The following is an 18,335-nucleotide window of genomic DNA, read 5'->3' as shown; positions in this document are numbered from 1 at the left end:
ATTTATGCGCAGAGTCTAGTCTTTTATGTGTATAGCTGCATCTGCAACTCTTGGATGGCAGTTTGATAACCCTGCTTGCCACCAAACATCCGCACGATTTCGATGGGCGTGCCGATCTCATTGAAGGGCGGCACATTGAGGATGCTGGTCTCCTCGATGTTCTCGATGCCTTGGTCGGCCTACCTGTCCAGCAGGGCATCCAGCACCAGTCGTGCCTTGTCCTGATACTGGCTGAAGTAGTTGCGCTTGCGCACTTGGTTGGCCCGCTCTTTTCGGGTCAGCGGGGGCTGGCCGTAGGCGATGTGGCAGATGAGATCGAAGGGATCAGGGTCCTTGCCGACCCCTTCCTGCAAAGCCTCCCAGAGCAAGCCGGTTCGGTCAGGCCGTGGTGGGTGCAGTAGCCTTGCCAGAGGTCGTCGGGGCTGGGGAATTGGTCGAGGCTCAACTCGGTTTCGATCTGGCCTTGGGTCTGGGTGCGGTCGTGGAACAGGAAGCCATCGCCATTGGAGCTGAACACGAAAGGCAGATCACCGTGCATCTGGCTGTAATTGAGCGCCTGTTGCATGCCATCGCCCAGGGCGTGGCTGTTGTCCTTGGCCTCAATGACGGCGATGGGAATGTTGGGTTTGTAGTAGAGGATGTAGTCGGCGAACTTGGGCGCGCCGCGCTTGTGCTTTTGACCACGGACCAGAATCTTGCCACTGGTCAGGGCGACTTCTTCGCGGATTTGTGTGTGCACATCCCAGCCTGCCTTGATGATGGCTGGGGTGATGAACTTGGTGCGGATGTCGGTTTCTGACAGTTTCTTCTTGTACATTTGTGCGCCCTGCCTGCCCCAGTCCTTCGGCTGGATTTCTGAATACTAGCACAGCATTTCGCGGGCACCATCCTTGGCTTTCGTCATCTACGCCGCCATCAGGCTGCGCGTCTTCACCACCAGCAGGTAATCCGCAGCCACCTGCGCCTTGCTGGCTGCCGAGCTGAACGCCTTGGAATCGTCCTTGAGCACCTGTAGCCAGTGGTTGAGGTACTGGGCATGGTCGGCCCTGGGTTCGTGGCTGACCTGGAGTTGGATGCTCAGGAAGCAGGAGGCCAGTTCGGCCACCAGCTCTTCCATGGCATAGGCCTGGTCACCAAAGCGACTGTCCATGCCGTCTTTGCGGTCCAGCCGGTCCGCATGACCGGTCCAGTGTCCTAGTTCGTGGAACAGGGTGCTGTAGAAGGCTTGCTGGTCGGTAAAGGCGTGGATCGGCGGCATCCAGATGTGGTCGGTGCTGGGTGAGTAGTAGGCACGGTGGCCCTGTTCGTGGATCACCGCGCCGGTGCCCTGGATGAAGCGGTCCACCTGCTGGTTGCGTTCAACCCGGCTCAGTGGGGTTAGGGGCTCGACCTCAATGCCTTCGACCTGGGCCAAGTTGAACAGGAAAAAATGCTTGAGGATGGGGATGGTAACGTCCTTGCCGGTGTTCTCGTCCCGGAAAGTCTCGGGCTTGTAAAAAATTCCCAAGGTGCCGTGCTCGCCCCGGCGCACCGTGGCACCTTTGAGCCGCCACTGCTTGAAGGTGGCCCAGAGGGGTCTGTCGTACCCTTGCTGGTGGGCCGCCAGGCCCAATAGCAAGGTATTGACTCCCCTATAGTTGGCCCCTGTGAGGAAGTTGCTCGGTGCGCCCTGGGTGCCCGACCAGGGCCGGGGCCAGTCGGTGTGCAAAGACTGCGGGTTTTTTGCGTGGATTGGTTGTGATTCGTCGTGATCTGTACGGGGTTTAGCGCAACGGACGCCCGATAAAAGCTGATTAAAAACAATATGTTAAAATGCCATTGTTTGGTTCGTAATCAGTAGGTTCGCGGTTCGATTCCGGCCATTGCTCCATAAAATCAAAGGCTTAGCTTCTAACGGCACTAAGCCTTTTCTCTTTGCCCCCTTCTGGTACTCTACTGCTACTCTAAAATCGCAGGGAAGGCAAAAAGGCCCTGGATGTTGACCAGCCAGACCTCGCCCCATAAATGGGAAGACCTACATCTGCACCCTGGAAGGATGGAGCAGACCACAACCACATTGATGACCACATCCCCACCACCACCGGCAGGAAGACGCTGGGCGGCAGCAGGCCCCGCTCTGGATGCCGCCAATGAATCAAAGCCTCAGCGCCCGTGACCTTGCCCGTGCGCATGTTCACCTTCGGTTGGTAGTAGAGAACGAATTAACGTTCACCCAGCGCATGTTTGATCCGCTCCAGACTTTCATGGTGTCCGCGCACTTCTTCATCGTGAACAGCATCGAACAGGTGGTAGCGGTTCTTGCCGGCCAGCTTGGCCTGATACATGGCTTGGTCGGCTTGACGTAACAGTTGGTCGGCATCAGCCTCCTCGTCTTGCGGATAGAAGGTCACGCCCAGGCTGGCACTGACGTTGAGCACGATGTCACCAGCGTGAAACGGCAGCGCTGCGGCCTCAAGCAACCGCGTGAGGACCGGGACGCTGGCCTCAATGTCGGGCAGGTCAACCAGCACGGCGACAAATTCATCTCCACCAAGGCGAGCGAGTGTATCGCCATCGCGCAGTGCCTGCGTCATTCGCTTGGCCAGAGTCGCCAGCAACTGATCGCCTACCTCATGTCCATGCGTGTCGTTGACCGCCTTGAATCCGTCTAGGTCCAAAAAAGCGACGGCCACGCTCTGTCCGCGCCGTGGGGCCTGGCTCATGGCCTGGCGCAGGCGGTCGCCCAGCAACAGTCGATTGGGCAGGCCGGTGAGCGCATCGTAATGGGCGATATACTCGAGCTGGGCCTGATGTTCCTTAACCATGGTGATGTCAGAAAACAGGGCGATGTAATTCTGGATTTCACCCCGCTCGTCGCGCACGGCACTGATGGTCAGCATCTCAGCAAACACCCCACCGTCTTTGTGCCGGTTCCATACTTCTCCATACCAGTGGTCCTTGGTCTGGAGGTCATGCCACATGGTGGCGTAGAACGCCTTGTCCTGCTTGCCGGAATTAAGGATGCGTGGATTTTTGCCAAGAACTTCCTCGCGGCTGTAGCCGGTGATGTCGGTAAAGGCAGCGTTGACGTCCAGGATATTGGCATCCCGGTCGGTGATGGTGATGCCTTCGCGGGCGTGGGTGAAGACACTGGCGGCGAGTTGAAGTTGCGCTTCGGCCTGCTTGCGCTCGGTTATATCGATGCCGACCCCCAGCAGGTAGGCTTGCCCGCCGATGCTGCTGCGTTGCCCTTGGAAGTGGTAGGGCAGCTTCTGGCCATCCTTGGTCTGAAAGTCTGCCTCAACGTCAGCCTGTCCTTCGCTGAACACCAGCTGCATGGCTTCGCCCACCCGCCGCTGGTCGTCACCGGTAAAGAAATCCGACCCCTGCATGATCGCCAACTCGGCATCGCTGTAGCCGGTCACCTTGCTGAACTGATGATTCCAGCGCACGAAACGGCCAGTGGCATCGAACATGTAGAACACGCCGGGCAGCGCATTCAGGGTGTCTTCGGTGAATTTTTTTTCTTCGAGTAGCGCGGTTTCGGCCCGATTGCGTTCAGTGATGTCGCGGCTGATGCCGAAGATACCGACCACCGTCTTGTCGTCATCGAACAACGGCCACTTGTTGGTCTCTACGTAGCCTGTCCGTCCATCCTTGTCGTAGTACGGGTCGACTTTATTGAGCAATGGTCGGCCTTCGGCAATAACAGGAGCCTCTTCTTCTTCGTAGATTTTCGCGGTATCGGGCGGGAATAACTCGCGGTCGTGCTTGCCCACCATCTCGCGCCAGTGGCGATGTCCGGTAATGTCGGCCAGTGTCTTGCTGCAAAAGCGGATGCGGCTGTCGGCGTCCTTGAAATACACGAAGTCGGATGTCTGATCGAGAAAGGCATCGAAATCGCGGGTGAATGACCGCAATGCCGCTGCGCTCTTTCGCAACGAATCCTCACTGCGCCTGAGATCTTCAGTCAGGCTAGCGGCGATGTCCCTGGCGCGGGCCTGCGTGCGCGCCAAGGCGAGCATCAACGCGCACAGCAGACTGCTGAGCACGATGCCACCGGCCAGTGTGGCCCAGGCGGTCGCATAGTTGATGGGTGCCACGTCCTCACCGGTATGAAATGCCAGCAACCAATGCTGACCATTGAAATCAATGGTGCGCTGCTGGTAGTAGCGCGGATCGGTTGTATGGGACAAGGCGGGGTGGCTGTCGTACAGAAGGCTGTCGGCCTGCACCTCAGACCCAGTGTAGATATGCACATCCACACGCTTGGTTTTGTGGTCAGCCCAATTGTCCAATATACCTTCCATCAGATCCTGCATCCGATAGGGGCTGTAAGACCAGCCGATCAGCGCGGCGCGACGCTGCTCAACCGTGTCGATCGGAGCGCCATTGCGATAGACCGGGACATACATCAGCGTTCCGGCTTGCACCTCCGTGCCGGTCTCCTGAACCAGTTCGACCTTGCCGCTCAATGCCGGTGCGCCACTGTCGCGTGCCTGCTCCATGGCGGCGCGGCGCACCGGTTCGGAGAACATGTCGAAGCCGAAGGCGCGCAGATTGCGGCCGCGAAAAGGTTCCAGATAGATGATGGCGGTGTAGAGGGCGCGCTCGCCCGCCGGGTACACCCTGTAGTCGGGAAAGCCTTCGGCGCGAACTTTGGCGATATGGGCAGCCAGTTGATGCGGTGGAATCACTTGCGAAAAGCCGATGCCCTGCACCCCGGGAAGACTGTCCTGGGTGCGAAGTTTCTCAACGTAGGCTTGCCACTCGCGGCGATCGACTGTGCTGGATGCAGCAAAGAGACCCGCGCCTCCCTTGAGGGTGAGCGCGTAGGCATCAAGTCGCTCGCGAATTTTGAGCGTGACCTGATCGCTGGTGAATGCGAAATCTTCCGTCGCATCCTGTTCGATGGCCTGCTTGACCTCAAGGCTTGCAAGAGTCGTTAGTACAAGCCCGACAACAAGGACTAGCCAAGCGGCGACCTGGCGATTCATGACGGCGGGCAGCTTATGCGGGGGGGGGGGGGGGCATTACCATGGCATTTCTCGGAGAACCGCTTCTAATCTCGACTCTACACTATGCTGTGTAAATTGTCCTTTTTCTCGTTCCCACGCGCTGCGAGGGAACGCGGGTGATCCGCGCTACGGATCATTTTCGGCCAAGGCGGTATTTTGTTATTTCCTGCATGAGGTGACGACCGGGGGTAAAGGGGCATTGCGCTTCCAGCCGCACCACGGCCTTGCAGCCAGTGGCCTCGGCGTAGCGGCTCAGGCTGGGCAGGGTCTTGCCGCTCTCCATGCGGGCAACTGCCGATTGGCTAGTGTGCATTCGCTCGGCCAGATCGGCCTGACTCAATCCGGCGCGGGCGCGGGCTGCTATGAGTTCGCGGGCCGCTCCGTCTGCAAGCGGTAATCGCTGCCGACCACAGTGCGGGACTTGTTGCCGTGGAAGCTGGTCCGGGGTTGCCGCTGGGCAAAGCCACCCCGGAATGCCCGTCTAAAACACGGGTTACCCCAGCGTTACCCCAAACAAAAAAGGCTTAGTGGAAAATCCACTAAGCCTTTGTTTTCATTGGTGGGCCATGAAGGATTCGAACCTTCGACCAATGGATTAAGAGTCCTAATAAAAACCCTTCTCTAAGCCCTTGGTTGCGCTAAAAATCTGCAAATTTTTCTCTGATAATCCAGTAATTTACAAGCGTCCCGCCTTTTACTGAGCTATACTCACCCCGACATCAAAAACACCCAAAAACACCCCCTGCGGTTGTCTGGAGGTTGTCTGGAGGTTGTCTGAGATGCCCCACGAAAAAGCAGGCCCCGGAGGCGCTACCAACACCCCCGAGGCCCTGACCGAAACCGACTTAGCTAGGAGTCGATATGGCTGTTCAAAAGTTTAGCAAGGCATTTGTGGCGAAGGTAGTTCACGGCAAAGAACCCGGTGGCCCTTGGACCGATTCAGAATCACCGCTGCGGCTCCGGCGTACGGAAGGTGGAGCATCCTATTCGGTGGTGAAGAAGGTTGCCGGCAAGGCGCAGACCTTCACCCCCAGAGACGCAGCCGGCCAGGCCCTTGAAAATAGCGCCAGCATCCTGACCCTGGAGCAGGCCCGAGCATGGGCAAATGAGATCGTCGCCAGCCTGACTCTCGGGCACACCCCGCAAGCGGAAAAGCTGCGCAAGCAAGCCACTTTCAACGATCTGGCCGATGAGTACCTGACCAATTACGCCAGCACACACGCCAGCACAGCGACCAGAGCGGAGGCCCATGGCATTGCGTGCGCTGCTGTCATCTTGGGCGATCTGCCCCTGGCCAGCATCAACCACGAACACGCCATGGCGATGAAGTCACACTACAGCAACTCGCCTGCCAACCTGCGCAAAGCGTGGGGCTCTGCAAAGCGCCTGCTCGATCTGGCAGCGGAGAAGGGCACCATCACGATAAACACTTTCGCGGCGCTCAAAGCACCCAAGCCACCCCAGGCGAAGAAACGCTACCCCAAATTGCAAGAGCTTGGCGCGATCTGGCAGGCAGCCATGGAATCCAAGGGCACCACGGGGGCCGACATTCACCGCTTCGCTATGGCGCTACCGCTCAGGGCTGGCACCATCACCTCACTGACGTGGGGCGAAGTGGACCTGGAAGCGGGGGAGCTAAATCTTCACGCACAGGATGGGCGCAAGTTTTCCGATGACCAGCGCCTGCCCCTGCCACCGCTGGCAATGCAGATACTCAAGGAGCGCTTACCAGAAAAGCCAAAGCCGCAAGCGCTGGTATTCACCGACAAGGAGGCCCTGGCTGAGCAAAAGCCTTTCGCGGCGTGGAACGGCACCGTTACCCGGTTGCGCAAGCGATCTGGCGTGGAGAACTGGAGCATCCACGACTTCCGCCGCTCCTGCGTTTCACTGGTGGCGGAAATGCGACCCGACATATCCGAAGATGCCTTGGACCGACTATTGACCCACAAGGCAGCCAGCACGAACAGCGGCGTGAAAGCCGTTTATCAGCGTGCCCAGGGCTTTGCCGGCATGAAGCAGGCCGCCGATGCTTGGGATCAGATACTGACCGCCGCCATCGGCGGGAACGTGGTTCAGTTGCGGAGGGCGGGCTGATGGACGACTTTGACAACCTCACCGCCGAAGGAATCCCAACGCTCACATGGTGGCGTTTCGTGGCTATGGGCATGGGGCTGGAGGACGAGCAGGCCGTTGCTCGCCGCAAGCTGCTCTTTCTGTCCCGAGTGGCCCGCAGCGGAGCTTTGCACTCCGTCATAGCGGAGGAGATCAGCGACACCTTGGCCACCATGGCCGTGAGCGCCAATCCCATGCGAGACCTAGGGCTAGCCAGGCCAACGGGTAAGCCCCGCGATCTGCGCAACACAGAGCGCCGAATTAAAGCTATAGCCATGGTTGAATGGCTGGTGCAGCAGGGGCATCCCATGACGGGCAATAATCCACCTGGCGCGCTCGCGCTGGCGGCCCAATATACGCGCTGCATGACTGAGGGCGCTGTGCGTGATAACTACTATCTCGCAGACGAAAAGCAACGTCGAAGCATCCTCAACACTTGGCAGCTAGTTGGAAAAAAAGGCTTAGATGATGAGTTCGAAAAATTCAAACAATGGGCGAGAGCTCAAGATTCTACTTAATTCTGTGATTTCGCCTGAATGACGCATTAGTTTTTCAGGTATTAAATGCGTATCACCTGCACCGGGCAACACTGGTAAAGGATAGTCGGCCACAGAGGGCCAAGTGTTGCCAGCCTTACAAAAGGTGATACAGCATGAAAGTTAACCGCACCGATGCCGCATCGGCCTATCTGAAAGATCAGTACGGCATCCAAAGAACCCCCCGCACGCTCGCCAAACTTCGCTCAGTCGGAGGAGGCCCCCGCTTTATTCGCGTAAGCAAGACCGAAGTGGTTTATAGCACCGATGACCTCGACAACTGGGCAACGCAACTGCTCGGGCCGAGCTTCGCGAATACTGCCGAAGAACACAAAGCCGCCGCATAAAAAAGCCATCACCCCCGAGCCGCTGCACCGGCTGGAGATGATAGCTTTGCCCGGCGTGGGCCCGCCTATTATACCAGCAACAGCGACTCCACTGTTAGGAGTCCGAAATGAGTACAAGCGAACTTCGCAAAATACAAAAAAGCCTCTTGCTGCTGGCGAGTCTCGAACTGCGCCGTGAGAAAGACCAAGCACGGATAAAAAATATCATCGCCCGACTTCGCAATCTGGAGATGGAGCTCATTGTGGCCAGCAACAGCAGGGAGGCAGCAGCATGATAGAGCCTCTTTGTATCACCGGACACGGACAGCACTTCACCCGCAAAGGTACCGGCCAGAGTTATCCGACTGTCGCCCTGGCCGACATCCGCGATCTGGTGGACAACCCGCCCCGCGTGGACAAAGCCCAAGGGCAATGGCTGATCCCGAGCAGCCACAACACCTCAGAGGCGCGCTACCTCGCTGAGCAGATGGCACACGGCAGTTACCATTACTTGTGGGCTGATCTGGATCATCAACCGCCACCGATTGAGCGCACGGCTGAGGTTCTGCGCCAGTCATTGCCAAGGTGCTGTTTCGAGGTTTACACCAGCAAGAGTGCCACCGAGGGCAGGCAGAAGGCGCGAATCCTGATTCCACTTGACCAGCCATTGTCGTCGGCTGATTGGGTGCTGGCACAGCAGGCACTGAACCTGATCCTTGAGGCCAACGGCATCACCCCCGACACCGCCAACACCGGCGCCGTGCAGCTTTGCCTCCTGCCCAACAGTGGCCCATTCTATGGGGCGATCAGCGAGCGCACAGCGCCGTTTCTCAGCACAGAGGCCCTAGCACCTTGGGTGCAGCAGATGCGCGCTCAGATCGAAGCACAGGAGGCCGAGACCACCAAGCGGAGGGAGGAAGCCCGCCAGCGCCGGGAGCAGCGCCAGAGCGCCGGAGGCCAGAGCCTGATTGATGCCTTCAACGCCAGCTACACGGTGGAGGACGTCCTGCTCCAAGCCAACTACTCGCAACAGGGCAGTCGCTTTCGCCACCCGGCCAGCGAGACCGGCAGCTACAGCGCCAACGTGAAAGATGGGCGCGTTCATTCCCTCAGCCCGAACGATCCCCTCTATACCGGCGGTGGTGGCGGAGGCGCACATGACGCCTTCTCAGCCTTTTGTGTCCTATTTCACGACCATGACGAAAAAGCCGCGATCCGCGATGCAGGAGACAATTGGCTGAGCATCAGCAACGAATCTTGGAATAAGGTGCAGCGCCGGGAGTATGCCCAGGCTCAGGCCGCTGAGGTGGATATATCCGCATTGCTGGGCAAGGCCCAGGAGCAGGGTCAGAAAGGCCAGCAGGCGCCCAAGCCTGCCTTTCGATTCATTCCCGAACATGAACTGAAAACCACCCCGGCGCGATATTGCATCAAGCCGGTACTGCCGAGCGAAAGCGTGGGCATCCTGTTTGGTGAATCCGGCACCTTCAAGAGTTTCCTGGCGCTCGATATGGGTCTAGCCATTGCCGGGGGGCTGGACTATCACGGCATGGCGGTAAAGACACCCGGCCCCGTGTTCTACCTGGCTGGCGAGGGTCATGCTGGACTCGCCAAGCGCATTACCGGCTGGAAGCTGCACCACGACATTGGCCGGCCCTTGCCGTTCTATGTCTCGCAAACCCCGGCGGCCCTCTATGACGCCAGAGCCGCCGCCACCGTGTCTGAGGCAATCACCGGCCTGGTGGAGCAGAGCGGCGGCGATACGCCCTCCCTGCTGGTCGTTGACACATTGATGACCAACTTCGGAGGCGGCGACTACAAGGACGGCAACGACATCACCGCTCTGTTAAACAACCTGGTCCAGTATGCCCGCATCCCCTTCGGCTGCACCTGCCTGGTTATTCACCATGTCGGACACGGCGAGAAAGGCCGGGAGGCCGGAGCCTACCAACTGCGCGCCAACAGTGACTTTCGCATCTCGGCAGAACGGCACGGTGACACCACCACCCTGACCTGCCTCAAGAGCAAGGATGAAGCCGAGTGGCCGCCAGTCAGTTTCACCATGCAGAGCGTTGACCTTGGATTCACCGATGATGACGGCGAACCCGTCACCACCCTGGTCCCCGTATTGACCGACACCCCGACTCGCACCAAGGCGCGGCCCATGCCGCCGGGCGTGACCTATGCCGCTGACACCCTGGCCCAAGCGATCCGGGCGAACGGCGGCGACAAGGCGCACCTGGAGGACTGGCGCGCGATCTTCTACGACGGCCACACGGCGGACTCGCCAGAGGCCAAGAAGAAAGCCTTTCAGCGGGCACGCGCCGACCTGGTCAATGGCAATCTAGCCGTTGTCTCGGGCGACCACTACCGCCTGACCGACTGCGCTGCAACTCCGTGGACCAACGCTCATGGCTGGCGCGTGGCGCTCAGTATCTCCGGCGAACTGGCATCCAATGACGACATGGAGGAAGCCGCATGAACCCCCAAGCGGGACACCGGGACATAGCGGGACAAAGCCGGGACATTGTCCCGCAAAACAGGGTTTTTACCGGGACAACCGGGACACGCGCCTATAGGCGTGTCCCGTGTCCCGCCCCTGTTTCGGGACAAGCGGGACATTTGGTAATTCATGAAGAGGCAAGCATCCATGACCACCACCACCACTAGACCCTTCGGCCCAAAGCACCCCAACGCCGTGCGCTGCAAAGACTGCCAGTACCGCCCCCCCAGGCAGTATGCCCGCTGCAACATCATCGGCAAGGCCGTCACTTTCGGGACATGGCGATTCTGCAAGCGGCATAAGCCGATCATCACGGGCAAAGAGGCTCAGGAACTTATTGGTGCTACCAATAACTTGCCGACCAGCGAGGACACCATTGAACGCATCAAAGCCAACCCGCAATGGCTGATGATTCAGGACAGCATCATTCGCCTGGAAGCCACAGGCCCCAGCACCATCGGCGTGCAACTGGCCCCAGGAACGCCTGATGACCTTAGGCTGATGATCTATCAGGTAGTCGGTATTCAGCAGCGCCAGCAGCGTCCCAGGCTGCCAGAGCGGCCTAAGCGACCAGCAGCGCCAGCTACCCGAGCGCCAGCACCACCTGTAGGCGGCACAGCGGCATGAACACCCAGGGCGGAAGCGAGTTCAGCAGGAAAGGGTGCGAGTGGTTGGGGTGTTCATCATCTGTGCTGCACCAATGGGAATCCGTTGGTCGCCGTGCAAACGAACTTTCCGCAACTGCGGAAAGTTTACCAGCAAGCAAACGCGCCATATCCGACCTCGCCAGCCTCGACGACATCGCCTTTCGAAAGGCGCTGCCAAAGGTGCAGCCGGATATGACACAGAAGCAGGTCCGCGAACTGATCAAGGAGATCAGCACGGCAATAGTCAAATCCAATCAGAATAAAATCTGTAATAGACAAAACCTATCGGCTGACCTATCATTGCCTGACAATTGGCACCGAGGAACCACCCCATGAAGGGCATCCAAAAGCAGCTAGACGAAGCTTGGGCAACGCTACAGGCCACACAGGCCCGCATAGCCGATGCACAGGCGCGACTCAAGGCCATAGACCAGCAGATCGATGAGCAGGGCGAGATACGCCGCCAGCGGGCAGCTGAGGGCGACATTCAGGGCGGCATGGCGGCCCAGACCGCTATCAGGGCGCTGGAAGATGAGCGGGACATCACCGTGGAATCCCTGGCAGGGCTGGAGCAGATAAAGGCAACCCAGGAAGCGGCCTATCGGCAGGCAGACCGCAAAGCCGATGCCGACTGGGGCAAGGCGCTTGAGGCGCTTTGGGCTGAGCTCATGGTTGAAGCCAACGCATCGGCGCTCCCGATCCTGGCCAAGCTGTACGCCGTCGCTGAGATAACCGGCGGTGCAAGCGAGTTTATAGAGTTTTCCCCCTGGCATTGGCGACATGGGCAGGAGTACGACGCGCTCATTGCCGATGCTATGGCAGCCGCCAGGGCAACGCTCCCCCCATCACCGAGCCCTAGCCGATGAGTGATCCGGCAAATCTGATCGATGAGGTTATCGGCAGGGATGCCTATCTCAGCCTGGTCGAATGGTCAGGCGGTATCAGCCTGTATGTGCCTGCAACGCTCGACAATTCCGCTGGCCGTGAGTTGATACAGCAACTCGGGCAAGAGGCGGCTGAGAAGCTTTCAGCATGGGCTGGCGGCAGCAGTATTGCGGTGCCTGCCGAGCTTTGGCGGCTCCGGCGCAAGCGCCAGCGCGACATCCTGGCCATGCGGCGCAGAGGCATGACGGTTCAAGAAATCTCCCGGAAATTCACCTATCAAGCCCGGTACACCGAGCGACAGATTTATCGCCTGCTCAGCGATGCAGAAAACGCTTCCTAGTGGCGACTCGGAAGCGGCCCGGCTGTTTTCGCCTCGGGTTACAGCCGGGCACCTATTCACCCCCAATAGAGAACATGAGACATGATTAAACCCCAAATGATGAATGAACTGTTGATTCAGATGACAGCCGAAGCTGCCAAGCCAGACCCCAAAGTGTCTGACGCCGATCTGGCATTGCTCAAGCAGACGATGACGAACGTCGCCAAAGCTGCCTCAAGTGGCTGTCAGTACATTAAGGCCACCCGCAACAGCCTGTCCGAGGTGCTGGAGGCCATGGAAGGGCTCAAGCAGCAGCAAGAGGCCCTGTTGCGCCGACTGGAGTCATGATGACACCAGAGCAACGCCAATCCATTACCAAACTGCGGGACATACTCAACACCGCAACACAGCTGCTCGGGCGCATCAAGGCCGATCTGGCCAGCGCCAGAGCATGGGCAGGGCATGACCAAGGCCAGCGGATGCTGGCGCGCTTGGAAGGCGAGCTATCGCGCCTCAAGGCGATTCATGACGGCATCGGCAAGGCCCTGGATAGGCTGCGGAAGGAATCAGGGGCAAAGGCAATGGCTAGTGCGTGCTGTACCAGAATGAAGCTCTACACCTGAACCCATCAACGGCATGAATGGCAACGAAAGCGCCGATCAACCCCTTGAAGGGCAATGGCTACCCAGCAAATCGGCCCCCAAGCGATACCGCCTCACCACGAGCCGAGGTGTCCGGCGCGAACTGGCCGCACTCTATGCCCGACTGATGAACGATGAGACGGAGGAGAGCAAGGTCAGAACCGGCGCATTTGTCTTGCGGACCCTGCTCGAAGCGATCCGCACCGACGAACTTGAGCAACGCATTATCGATCTGGAGAACCGCCAATGAGCACCGCCAGCCTACGCAACCGCCTAGACCGAATCCGGCAGACCCGCAAAGGCCGCAAGGTGCTGACCTGCTATAACGCCAGCGACCCGGCACCCCTGGTGGCGTTCAGAGCCGAGCAGGCCGCCCTGGAAGCCCAGGGCTATGACGTGGTGGCGATCCTGGTTGAGCACGTTCAGGAGACGCTGACATGAGCACCACCCTATCGCGCCGATTGGATAAGCTGGCAAGCAAGGACGTGAAGATTGAAATAGTCCGCATCCCCCAGGGCACGCCCGACGAAGTGGCCGCCGCGATAGCCGAGGCGGAAGCCCAGGCCCGGCGGGAGGGGCAGCGAGCACTCACCATCCGGCGCGAGTATGGACAGACCACCACCTGACGTTGGCATGGATTTCATGCCGACCACCAAGCCCGGCCACTGCGCCGGGTTTTTTGTTCTGTGGTTGTCTGGAGGTTGTCTGAAGAAAAAAACCGCCAATTGGCGGTCTTAAAAATCAGCGTAAGCCTTTGTTTTTATTGGTGGGCCATGTAGGGTTCGAACCTACGACCAATGGATTAAGAGTCCACTGCTCTACCAGCTGAGCTAATGGCCCGATATGGGGTGGATGATGGGACTCGAACCCACGACGACCGGAATCACAATCCGGGGCTCTACCAACTGAGCTACACCCACCATAAAAGGGTACTTGGTTTGCAGGCGTCTCTGGCGCGCCCGGCAGGACTCGAACCTGCGACCCACGGCTTAGAAGGCCGTTGCTCTATCCGGCTGAGCTACGGGCGCATGTTCTTGATTTCTGCTTTACTGGAGAAAGGCGATTGGTCGGGGCAGAGGGATTCGAACCCCCGACATCCTGCTCCCAAAGCAGGCGCGCTACCAGACTGCGCTATGCCCCGTTGCGCGATGCACCTGCCGTAGCAGGAGCGGAATAATACGCGCATGACAGGGACAGGTCAAATACTATACCCGCTAGCGCAGGCGGGTCGCTGAGGCCTGGCCGCTGCCCCTGTGCGCGATCATAGCCCGGCCTTTTTCCGATAGCTTTGGATCATGTCGCGGATGCGGCCTACGGTGAAGGGCTTGACGATGAAGCCGGAGGCACCGGAGGCGATGACCTCCTTGACCACCTCGGCATCGGTCTCGCCGCTGATCATGATGACGAAGGCATTGGGGTCGATCTCCAGGATGGCCTTGAGCACGTCGATGCCGTTCATTGCGCCGGGCATGGAGATATCCAGCAGGATGATGTCCGGTGCCCGATTGATTGCGCGCAGGTGCTGGTAGGCGTCCATCAGGCCGGTGCCATCGGCCTTGGCGGCCATCACCTTGCAACCGTTTCGGTTCAGCAGGCTTTGCAGCAGATAGCGCGTGCTGGAGTCGTCATCCGCCAGGGCCACGCTGACCAGGGGCCTGCCTTCGTTACCTTCTTTGTCATCGAGCATATCAATAATTCCTGCCAAAACTGGCCTTCAATCTTGCCATAACCGGTTGCGAGTTTACCTGTGCGGCCCTATCCGAACAAGGTTCGCACCCGGCGCGACGGCCCTGCGCAATCGCGTTAGAATGGCACCACTGACCCCGGCAGCGAAGTGCACCCCTTGAATGTATCCCTGAACCACTGGCTGTTGCGACGCAAGACCCTGACCCTGTTGGGGCTGAGCGCCCTGCCCTTGCTGCTTGCCCTGGGCCTGGCCTTGCTGCTTGATCAAGGCCTGGCCTGGCCGATCATCCTGCTGGGCCTGTTGCCTGCGCTGTTTCTATCCTACCTGCTGGCACGCAGTAATCTGCGCAGTCTGGAGCAGATCACCCAGCTGCTGCAGCGGCTGGATGCGGGCGATTACGGCAAGCCTCCGACGTTTGACCCGGACAGCGCGAACGAGCTACAGCGGCTGGGCCGCGCCGCCGTGCAGTTGCAGAGGCATCTGCAGGATGCCCGCCAGCGTACCCGGCAGGCCAATGAGATCAGCCTGAAGACCATCTACGAGCTGCATTTCTTCAAATATGCCCTGGACCAGCACGCCATTGTCAGCATGTCCGACGCCGAGGGCAACATCATCGAGGTGAATGATGCCTTTTGCCAGACCAGCGGTTTCACCCGCAGCGAGCTGATCGGCAAGAACCACCGCATCATCAAGTCCGGCCATCACCCCGAGTCCTTTTACCGCGACCTGTGGCAGACCATCGGCAGCGGCAAGACCTGGCACGGCGAAATCATGAACCGCACCAAGGATGGCCGTACCTATTGGGTGCGGGCCACCATCGCGCCCTTCATCGGTGACCAGGGTCCGGAGCGCTATGTCTCCATCCGTACCGACATCACCGAATTGAAGCAGGTGCAGGCGGAGCTGGAGGAGGCCATGCGCAGCAAGGACCGCTTCCTGGCCACCATGAGCCACGAGCTGCGCACCCCCCTGACCAGTATCCTGGGCTACAGCGAGGTGCTCAGTCATGCCCTGCGGAATAGCGAACAGCGGGCGCAGCTGGAGCATATACGGGTGGCCGGGGATTCCTTGCTGTCGCTGATCAACGATATCCTCGATCTATCCAAGATCGAATCCGGCAACTTCACCATCGACTACAACCCCTTCAACCTGCAACAGTTGCTGCGTGATGTAATCGACATCTTTCGGGTGCGCGCCCGTGACGACCGGGTTGACTTGCGCCTGATCAGCCAGTCCGACCACCCGGCTGCGGCCAGACAGTTGATCTCCGATGGCAACCGCCTGCGCCAGGTATTGATCAACCTGGTGGGCAACGCGGTCAAATTCAGCAAGGGCGGCAGCGTGGTGCTGGAACTGCGCTATCACAGCCTGCCTGAACACAGGGTACGGCTTGATTTCAGCGTCACCGATACCGGCATCGGCATGTCCGAGGCGGTGATACAGCGCCTGTTCCGGCCCTTCGAGCAGGCCGACAATGGCATCTCCCGGCGCTTTGGCGGCACCGGCCTGGGGCTGTTCATCTCCCAGCAACTGGTGGAACTGATGGGCGGCCAGATCCAGGTAAGCAGCCGCGAGGGCGAAGGCAGCCGCTTCGGCTTCAGCCTGGAGATGGCCTGCTCTGAGCTTGCCGCCGACGCACCTCAGGAAGAGACCAGCGCCAGCCAGATGCCCAGCCTGCAAGGCCGGGTGCTGGTTGCCGATGACACCCCGGAGATCCGTCACCTGGTTGAGGGCCTGGTGCGCTCCACCGGGGCCGAGGCGGTGGGGGCCGAGGATGGTCAGCAGGCCTTCGAGCGGGCCATGGGGGACAGCTTCGATCTGATCCTGATGGACATGCAGATGCCCAATCTCAACGGCATAGAGGCCACCCGTATGCTGCGCCAACTGGGCAACGACGCGCCCATCTATGCCCTGACCGCCAATGTCATGCAAAGCCACCGGGATCAGCTCCAGGAGGCCGGTTGCAGCGGGTTTCTGGTCAAGCCCATCGAGCGCCAGCAATTGTTCCTGGCCCTGCGCCAACACCTCAAACCCGGTGGAGATGCACCGCCTGCCGCGCCGGAGCAAGACCCCATGCAGGAGGCCAGGGCGATGTTCGTCGCCAATCTGGCGCAGAAACGCGGCCTGCTGCAACGGCAACTGGCCGCTGCCGATTGGCCCGGCCTGCGGCAGACGGTGCATACCCTCAAGGGCAACGGCGGCACCTTTGGCTTCCCGCAACTGACCGAGCAGGCCAAGGCGGTGGAGGGTCTATTAAAATCGGACCAACAGGCTGCGCTCGGGCCGCCGCTGGAGGAGCTGATCCAATCCCTGCTCCAGATCGAGCAGCGCCAGGGCGACCAAACCCCATTCGCCCAGGACCCTTAGCTGCAAGGTAACGCCATGATCAGTCTCGTTTATGTCAGCACCGCCACGCGCCCGATCAGTGAGCAGGAGCTGTTGCACATCCTCGATATCTCACGCCGCAACAACCGCAAGCTGGGGGTGACCGGCATCCTGCTCTACTCCGGCGGGCGCTTCTTTCAGGTGCTGGAGGGCGAGGAGAAAAACGTGCTGGACATCTATCAGCATATCGCCAAAAACCCCCTGCACCGCTCGCCCCTGGTGCTCAGTCAGGGGCCGATCCAGGAACGCAACTTCGGCCAATGGTCGATGGGCTACCGACATGTGGATTCGGCAGTGGACAAAGAGCAGCTGGAGGGCTACTGCGCCCTGCTCGACCGGAATATGGAGGCAGAGGAGTTCAGCAAAAAATCCAATGCCTTGGTGGATATGATCTACCAGTTCAAGGAGATGATGTAGGGGCTTTACGCCCACCATCACGGGGCGACCCCTCATCTGCGTGGGGGTGCCCCATGATCGTTAGGATGTTCCTACTGCGCCGGGGTCAGCCAAACAGGTCCAGCGGTGCGGGTTCGGGGATGGCGTATTCGGTCGGGTACTCCACCTGGGTGAGATAGAGCCCCTGGGGCGGTGCGGTGACGCCGCCCTGGCGGCGGTCGCGGCGCTCCAGGATCTCTCGGCTCCAGTCCTCCGCCTGCTCCCCCCTGCCGATGGCGATGAGCACCCCGGCGATGTTGCGCACCATGTGATGCAGGAAGGCGTTGGCGTAGAGATCGATGAGGATGAGGTTGCCCTGGCGGCGCACGCCGATACGGCGCAGCTCGCGCTGCGGGCTCTTTGCCTGACAGGCCAGGGCCCGGTAGGAGCTGAAGTCGTGCATCCCTTGCAGGTGCTGGGCGGCGCGGTGCATGGCCTCGGCATCCAGCGGTTGGTGGACCCAGACCACACGCCGACTCATCAGGGCCGAGCGGGTTGGGCGGTTGGCGATGACGTAGCGGTAGTGGCGGCCGGTGGCGCTGAAGCGGGCGTGAAAGCCCTCGCTGACCTCCTGCGCCCAGGTGATGTTGGCGTCGTAGGGCAGATGCACGTTGCCGCCGAGGATCCAGGAGCGCATCGGACGCTGGGCCTGGGTGTCGAAGTGCACCACCTGGCCCGAGGCGTGGACGCCGGTGTCGGTACGCCCGGCGCATTGCACCCTGACCGGCTGCGCGGCCACCTGGCCCAGGGCCTGCTCCAGTTCATGCTGGACGCTGCGTACCCCGGCCTGCTGGGTCTGCCAGCCATGGAAGGCAGAGCCGTCGTATTCTATGCCTAAGGCGATTCTCACTGGGGGAGAAGG

General features: G+C 59.9%; 23 protein-coding genes, 5 tRNA genes and 1 pseudogene. 16 read left to right on the top strand and 13 right to left on the bottom strand.

The window, feature by feature from the left end; genetic code table 11:
• Window positions 1–23: 23 nt before the first annotated feature.
• The 7 genes and pseudogenes from D5125_13000 to D5125_12965 all read right to left on the bottom strand — a co-directional run bounded on the left by D5125_13000 (window position 24) and on the right by D5125_12965 (window position 5,626).
• Window positions 24–134, bottom strand: a complete 111-nt coding sequence (locus tag D5125_13000) for a hypothetical protein (protein QFY90326.2) — start codon at window positions 132–134, stop codon at window positions 24–26.
• A 45-nt stretch (window positions 135–179) separates the two neighbouring features.
• Window positions 180–353, bottom strand: coding sequence for a hypothetical protein (locus D5125_12995; GenBank protein QFY90325.2), 174 nt, complete (start codon window positions 351–353; stop codon window positions 180–182).
• A complete protein-coding gene (locus D5125_12990; protein QFY90324.1) occupies window positions 278–817 on the bottom strand; it encodes a type I restriction enzyme HsdR N-terminal domain-containing protein in 540 nt (179 codons plus the stop codon). Before D5125_12990 ends, D5125_12995 begins: the two co-directional genes overlap by 76 nt.
• A gap of 87 nt (window positions 818–904) precedes the next feature.
• Window positions 905–1,708 (bottom strand): DUF1738 domain-containing protein, encoded by an 804-nt coding sequence (locus D5125_12985; protein QFY90323.2) that lies wholly within the window; start codon window positions 1,706–1,708, stop codon window positions 905–907.
• Between the two features lie 235 nt (window positions 1,709–1,943).
• A pseudogene (locus D5125_12975) lies at window positions 1,944–4,004 on the bottom strand (PAS domain S-box protein).
• A gap of 1,126 nt (window positions 4,005–5,130) precedes the next feature.
• The gene (locus D5125_12970; GenBank protein QFY90321.1) at window positions 5,131–5,472 is read right to left on the bottom strand and encodes a helix-turn-helix transcriptional regulator; all 342 of its coding nucleotides are present in this window, start codon (window positions 5,470–5,472) and stop codon (window positions 5,131–5,133) included.
• An 82-nt stretch (window positions 5,473–5,554) separates the two neighbouring features.
• Window positions 5,555–5,626, bottom strand: a tRNA-Ser gene (locus tag D5125_12965).
• A 232-nt stretch (window positions 5,627–5,858) separates the two neighbouring features.
• Here D5125_12965 and D5125_12960 point away from each other — a divergent pair.
• The 14 genes from D5125_12960 to D5125_12905 all read left to right on the top strand — a co-directional run bounded on the left by D5125_12960 (window position 5,859) and on the right by D5125_12905 (window position 13,592).
• Window positions 5,859–7,091 carry a tyrosine-type recombinase/integrase gene (locus tag D5125_12960; protein ID QFY90320.1) on the top strand — a complete coding sequence of 411 codons (1,233 nt, stop codon included), beginning with the start codon at window positions 5,859–5,861 and terminating at the stop codon, window positions 7,089–7,091.
• Window positions 7,091–7,627: a hypothetical protein gene (locus D5125_12955; GenBank protein ID QFY90319.1), complete on the top strand. Its 537-nt coding sequence runs from the start codon at window positions 7,091–7,093 to the stop codon at window positions 7,625–7,627. The genes D5125_12960 and D5125_12955 overlap by 1 nt, the downstream gene beginning before the upstream one ends.
• Window positions 7,628–7,761: 134 nt before the next feature.
• Window positions 7,762–7,992 (top strand): hypothetical protein, encoded by a 231-nt coding sequence (locus tag D5125_12950; GenBank protein ID QFY90318.1) that lies wholly within the window; start codon window positions 7,762–7,764, stop codon window positions 7,990–7,992.
• A gap of 107 nt (window positions 7,993–8,099) precedes the next feature.
• The gene (locus tag D5125_17130) at window positions 8,100–8,267 is read left to right on the top strand and encodes a hypothetical protein (GenBank protein QPB72254.1); all 168 of its coding nucleotides are present in this window, start codon (window positions 8,100–8,102) and stop codon (window positions 8,265–8,267) included.
• Entirely contained in the window at window positions 8,264–10,453 is a 2,190-nt protein-coding gene (locus D5125_12945; protein ID QFY90317.1) for an AAA family ATPase, read from the top strand. Before D5125_17130 ends, D5125_12945 begins: the two co-directional genes overlap by 4 nt.
• Before the next feature lie 168 nt (window positions 10,454–10,621).
• A complete protein-coding gene (locus D5125_12940; protein ID QFY90316.1) occupies window positions 10,622–11,101 on the top strand; it encodes a hypothetical protein in 480 nt (159 codons plus the stop codon).
• Window positions 11,098–11,457: a hypothetical protein gene (locus D5125_17125; GenBank protein QPB72253.1), complete on the top strand. Its 360-nt coding sequence runs from the start codon at window positions 11,098–11,100 to the stop codon at window positions 11,455–11,457. Before D5125_12940 ends, D5125_17125 begins: the two co-directional genes overlap by 4 nt.
• Window positions 11,454–11,987, top strand: coding sequence for a hypothetical protein (locus tag D5125_12935; GenBank protein ID QFY90315.1), 534 nt, complete (start codon window positions 11,454–11,456; stop codon window positions 11,985–11,987). Before D5125_17125 ends, D5125_12935 begins: the two co-directional genes overlap by 4 nt.
• A complete protein-coding gene (locus D5125_12930; protein QFY90314.1) occupies window positions 11,984–12,346 on the top strand; it encodes a hypothetical protein in 363 nt (120 codons plus the stop codon). Before D5125_12935 ends, D5125_12930 begins: the two co-directional genes overlap by 4 nt.
• Window positions 12,347–12,427: 81 nt before the next feature.
• Window positions 12,428–12,673, top strand: coding sequence for a hypothetical protein (locus tag D5125_12925; protein QFY90313.1), 246 nt, complete (start codon window positions 12,428–12,430; stop codon window positions 12,671–12,673).
• On the top strand, window positions 12,670–12,948 hold the full coding sequence (locus tag D5125_12920; GenBank protein QFY90312.2) for a hypothetical protein: 279 nt from the start codon (window positions 12,670–12,672) through the stop codon (window positions 12,946–12,948). Before D5125_12925 ends, D5125_12920 begins: the two co-directional genes overlap by 4 nt.
• 13 nt (window positions 12,949–12,961) lie before the next feature.
• Window positions 12,962–13,216, top strand: a complete 255-nt coding sequence (locus D5125_12915; protein ID QFY90311.1) for a hypothetical protein — start codon at window positions 12,962–12,964, stop codon at window positions 13,214–13,216.
• Window positions 13,213–13,407 carry a hypothetical protein gene (locus tag D5125_12910; GenBank protein QFY90310.1) on the top strand — a complete coding sequence of 65 codons (195 nt, stop codon included), beginning with the start codon at window positions 13,213–13,215 and terminating at the stop codon, window positions 13,405–13,407. The genes D5125_12915 and D5125_12910 overlap by 4 nt, the downstream gene beginning before the upstream one ends.
• Entirely contained in the window at window positions 13,404–13,592 is a 189-nt protein-coding gene (locus D5125_12905) for a hypothetical protein (GenBank protein ID QFY90309.1), read from the top strand. Before D5125_12910 ends, D5125_12905 begins: the two co-directional genes overlap by 4 nt.
• A gap of 138 nt (window positions 13,593–13,730) precedes the next feature.
• Here the strand turns inward: D5125_12905 and D5125_12900 are convergent.
• From D5125_12900 to D5125_12880, 5 genes are all read right to left on the bottom strand, one after another.
• Window positions 13,731–13,806 (bottom strand) — tRNA-Lys (locus tag D5125_12900).
• A 4-nt stretch (window positions 13,807–13,810) separates the two neighbouring features.
• Window positions 13,811–13,886 (bottom strand) — tRNA-His (locus D5125_12895).
• A 31-nt stretch (window positions 13,887–13,917) separates the two neighbouring features.
• Window positions 13,918–13,994: transfer RNA gene (locus tag D5125_12890), tRNA-Arg, on the bottom strand.
• Window positions 13,995–14,030: 36 nt separating this feature from the next.
• Window positions 14,031–14,107 (bottom strand) — tRNA-Pro (locus D5125_12885).
• A 120-nt stretch (window positions 14,108–14,227) separates the two neighbouring features.
• On the bottom strand, window positions 14,228–14,653 hold the full coding sequence (locus D5125_12880; protein ID QFY90308.1) for a response regulator: 426 nt from the start codon (window positions 14,651–14,653) through the stop codon (window positions 14,228–14,230).
• Window positions 14,654–14,809: 156 nt separating this feature from the next.
• Here D5125_12880 and D5125_12875 point away from each other — a divergent pair, with 156 nt between their 5' ends.
• Together D5125_12875 and D5125_12870 are read left to right on the top strand one after the other, a co-directional pair.
• Window positions 14,810–17,020, top strand: coding sequence for a response regulator (locus D5125_12875; GenBank protein ID QFY90307.2), 2,211 nt, complete (start codon window positions 14,810–14,812; stop codon window positions 17,018–17,020).
• 15 nt (window positions 17,021–17,035) lie between these two features.
• Entirely contained in the window at window positions 17,036–17,455 is a 420-nt protein-coding gene (locus D5125_12870; protein QFY90306.1) for a BLUF domain-containing protein, read from the top strand.
• An 85-nt stretch (window positions 17,456–17,540) separates the two neighbouring features.
• Here the strand turns inward: D5125_12870 and truA are convergent, their stop codons facing one another.
• Complete coding sequence (gene truA, locus D5125_12865) at window positions 17,541–18,323, bottom strand: tRNA pseudouridine(38-40) synthase TruA (GenBank protein QFY90305.1); 783 nt, start codon at window positions 18,321–18,323, stop codon at window positions 17,541–17,543.
• Window positions 18,324–18,335: the final 12 nt, after the last annotated feature.

Origin of the sequence: gamma proteobacterium SS-5 (assembly GCA_009497875.2) — a bacterium.
Classification (GTDB): domain Bacteria; phylum Pseudomonadota; class Gammaproteobacteria; order Chromatiales; family Chromatiaceae; genus Magnetovirga; species Magnetovirga frankeli.
The sequence above is the reverse complement of the archived record's forward strand: the minus strand, read 5'-3'. Positions and strand labels throughout refer to the sequence as shown.

Coding starts and splice junctions, on each gene's coding strand:
- D5125_12990 (QFY90324.1), bottom strand. CDS start 817: ATGTACAAGAAGAAACTGTCAGAAACCGACATCCGCACCAAGTTCATC.
- D5125_12960 (QFY90320.1), top strand. CDS start 5,859: ATGGCTGTTCAAAAGTTTAGCAAGGCATTTGTGGCGAAGGTAGTTCAC.
- D5125_12955 (QFY90319.1), top strand. CDS start 7,091: ATGGACGACTTTGACAACCTCACCGCCGAAGGAATCCCAACGCTCACA.
- D5125_12950 (QFY90318.1), top strand. CDS start 7,762: ATGAAAGTTAACCGCACCGATGCCGCATCGGCCTATCTGAAAGATCAG.
- D5125_17130 (QPB72254.1), top strand. CDS start 8,100: ATGAGTACAAGCGAACTTCGCAAAATACAAAAAAGCCTCTTGCTGCTG.
- D5125_12945 (QFY90317.1), top strand. CDS start 8,264: ATGATAGAGCCTCTTTGTATCACCGGACACGGACAGCACTTCACCCGC.
- D5125_12940 (QFY90316.1), top strand. CDS start 10,622: ATGACCACCACCACCACTAGACCCTTCGGCCCAAAGCACCCCAACGCC.
- D5125_17125 (QPB72253.1), top strand. CDS start 11,098: ATGAACACCCAGGGCGGAAGCGAGTTCAGCAGGAAAGGGTGCGAGTGG.
- D5125_12935 (QFY90315.1), top strand. CDS start 11,454: ATGAAGGGCATCCAAAAGCAGCTAGACGAAGCTTGGGCAACGCTACAG.
- D5125_12930 (QFY90314.1), top strand. CDS start 11,984: ATGAGTGATCCGGCAAATCTGATCGATGAGGTTATCGGCAGGGATGCC.
- D5125_12925 (QFY90313.1), top strand. CDS start 12,428: ATGATTAAACCCCAAATGATGAATGAACTGTTGATTCAGATGACAGCC.
- D5125_12920 (QFY90312.2), top strand. CDS start 12,670: ATGATGACACCAGAGCAACGCCAATCCATTACCAAACTGCGGGACATA.
- D5125_12915 (QFY90311.1), top strand. CDS start 12,962: ATGAATGGCAACGAAAGCGCCGATCAACCCCTTGAAGGGCAATGGCTA.
- D5125_12910 (QFY90310.1), top strand. CDS start 13,213: ATGAGCACCGCCAGCCTACGCAACCGCCTAGACCGAATCCGGCAGACC.
- D5125_12905 (QFY90309.1), top strand. CDS start 13,404: ATGAGCACCACCCTATCGCGCCGATTGGATAAGCTGGCAAGCAAGGAC.
- D5125_12880 (QFY90308.1), bottom strand. CDS start 14,653: ATGCTCGATGACAAAGAAGGTAACGAAGGCAGGCCCCTGGTCAGCGTG.
- D5125_12870 (QFY90306.1), top strand. CDS start 17,036: ATGATCAGTCTCGTTTATGTCAGCACCGCCACGCGCCCGATCAGTGAG.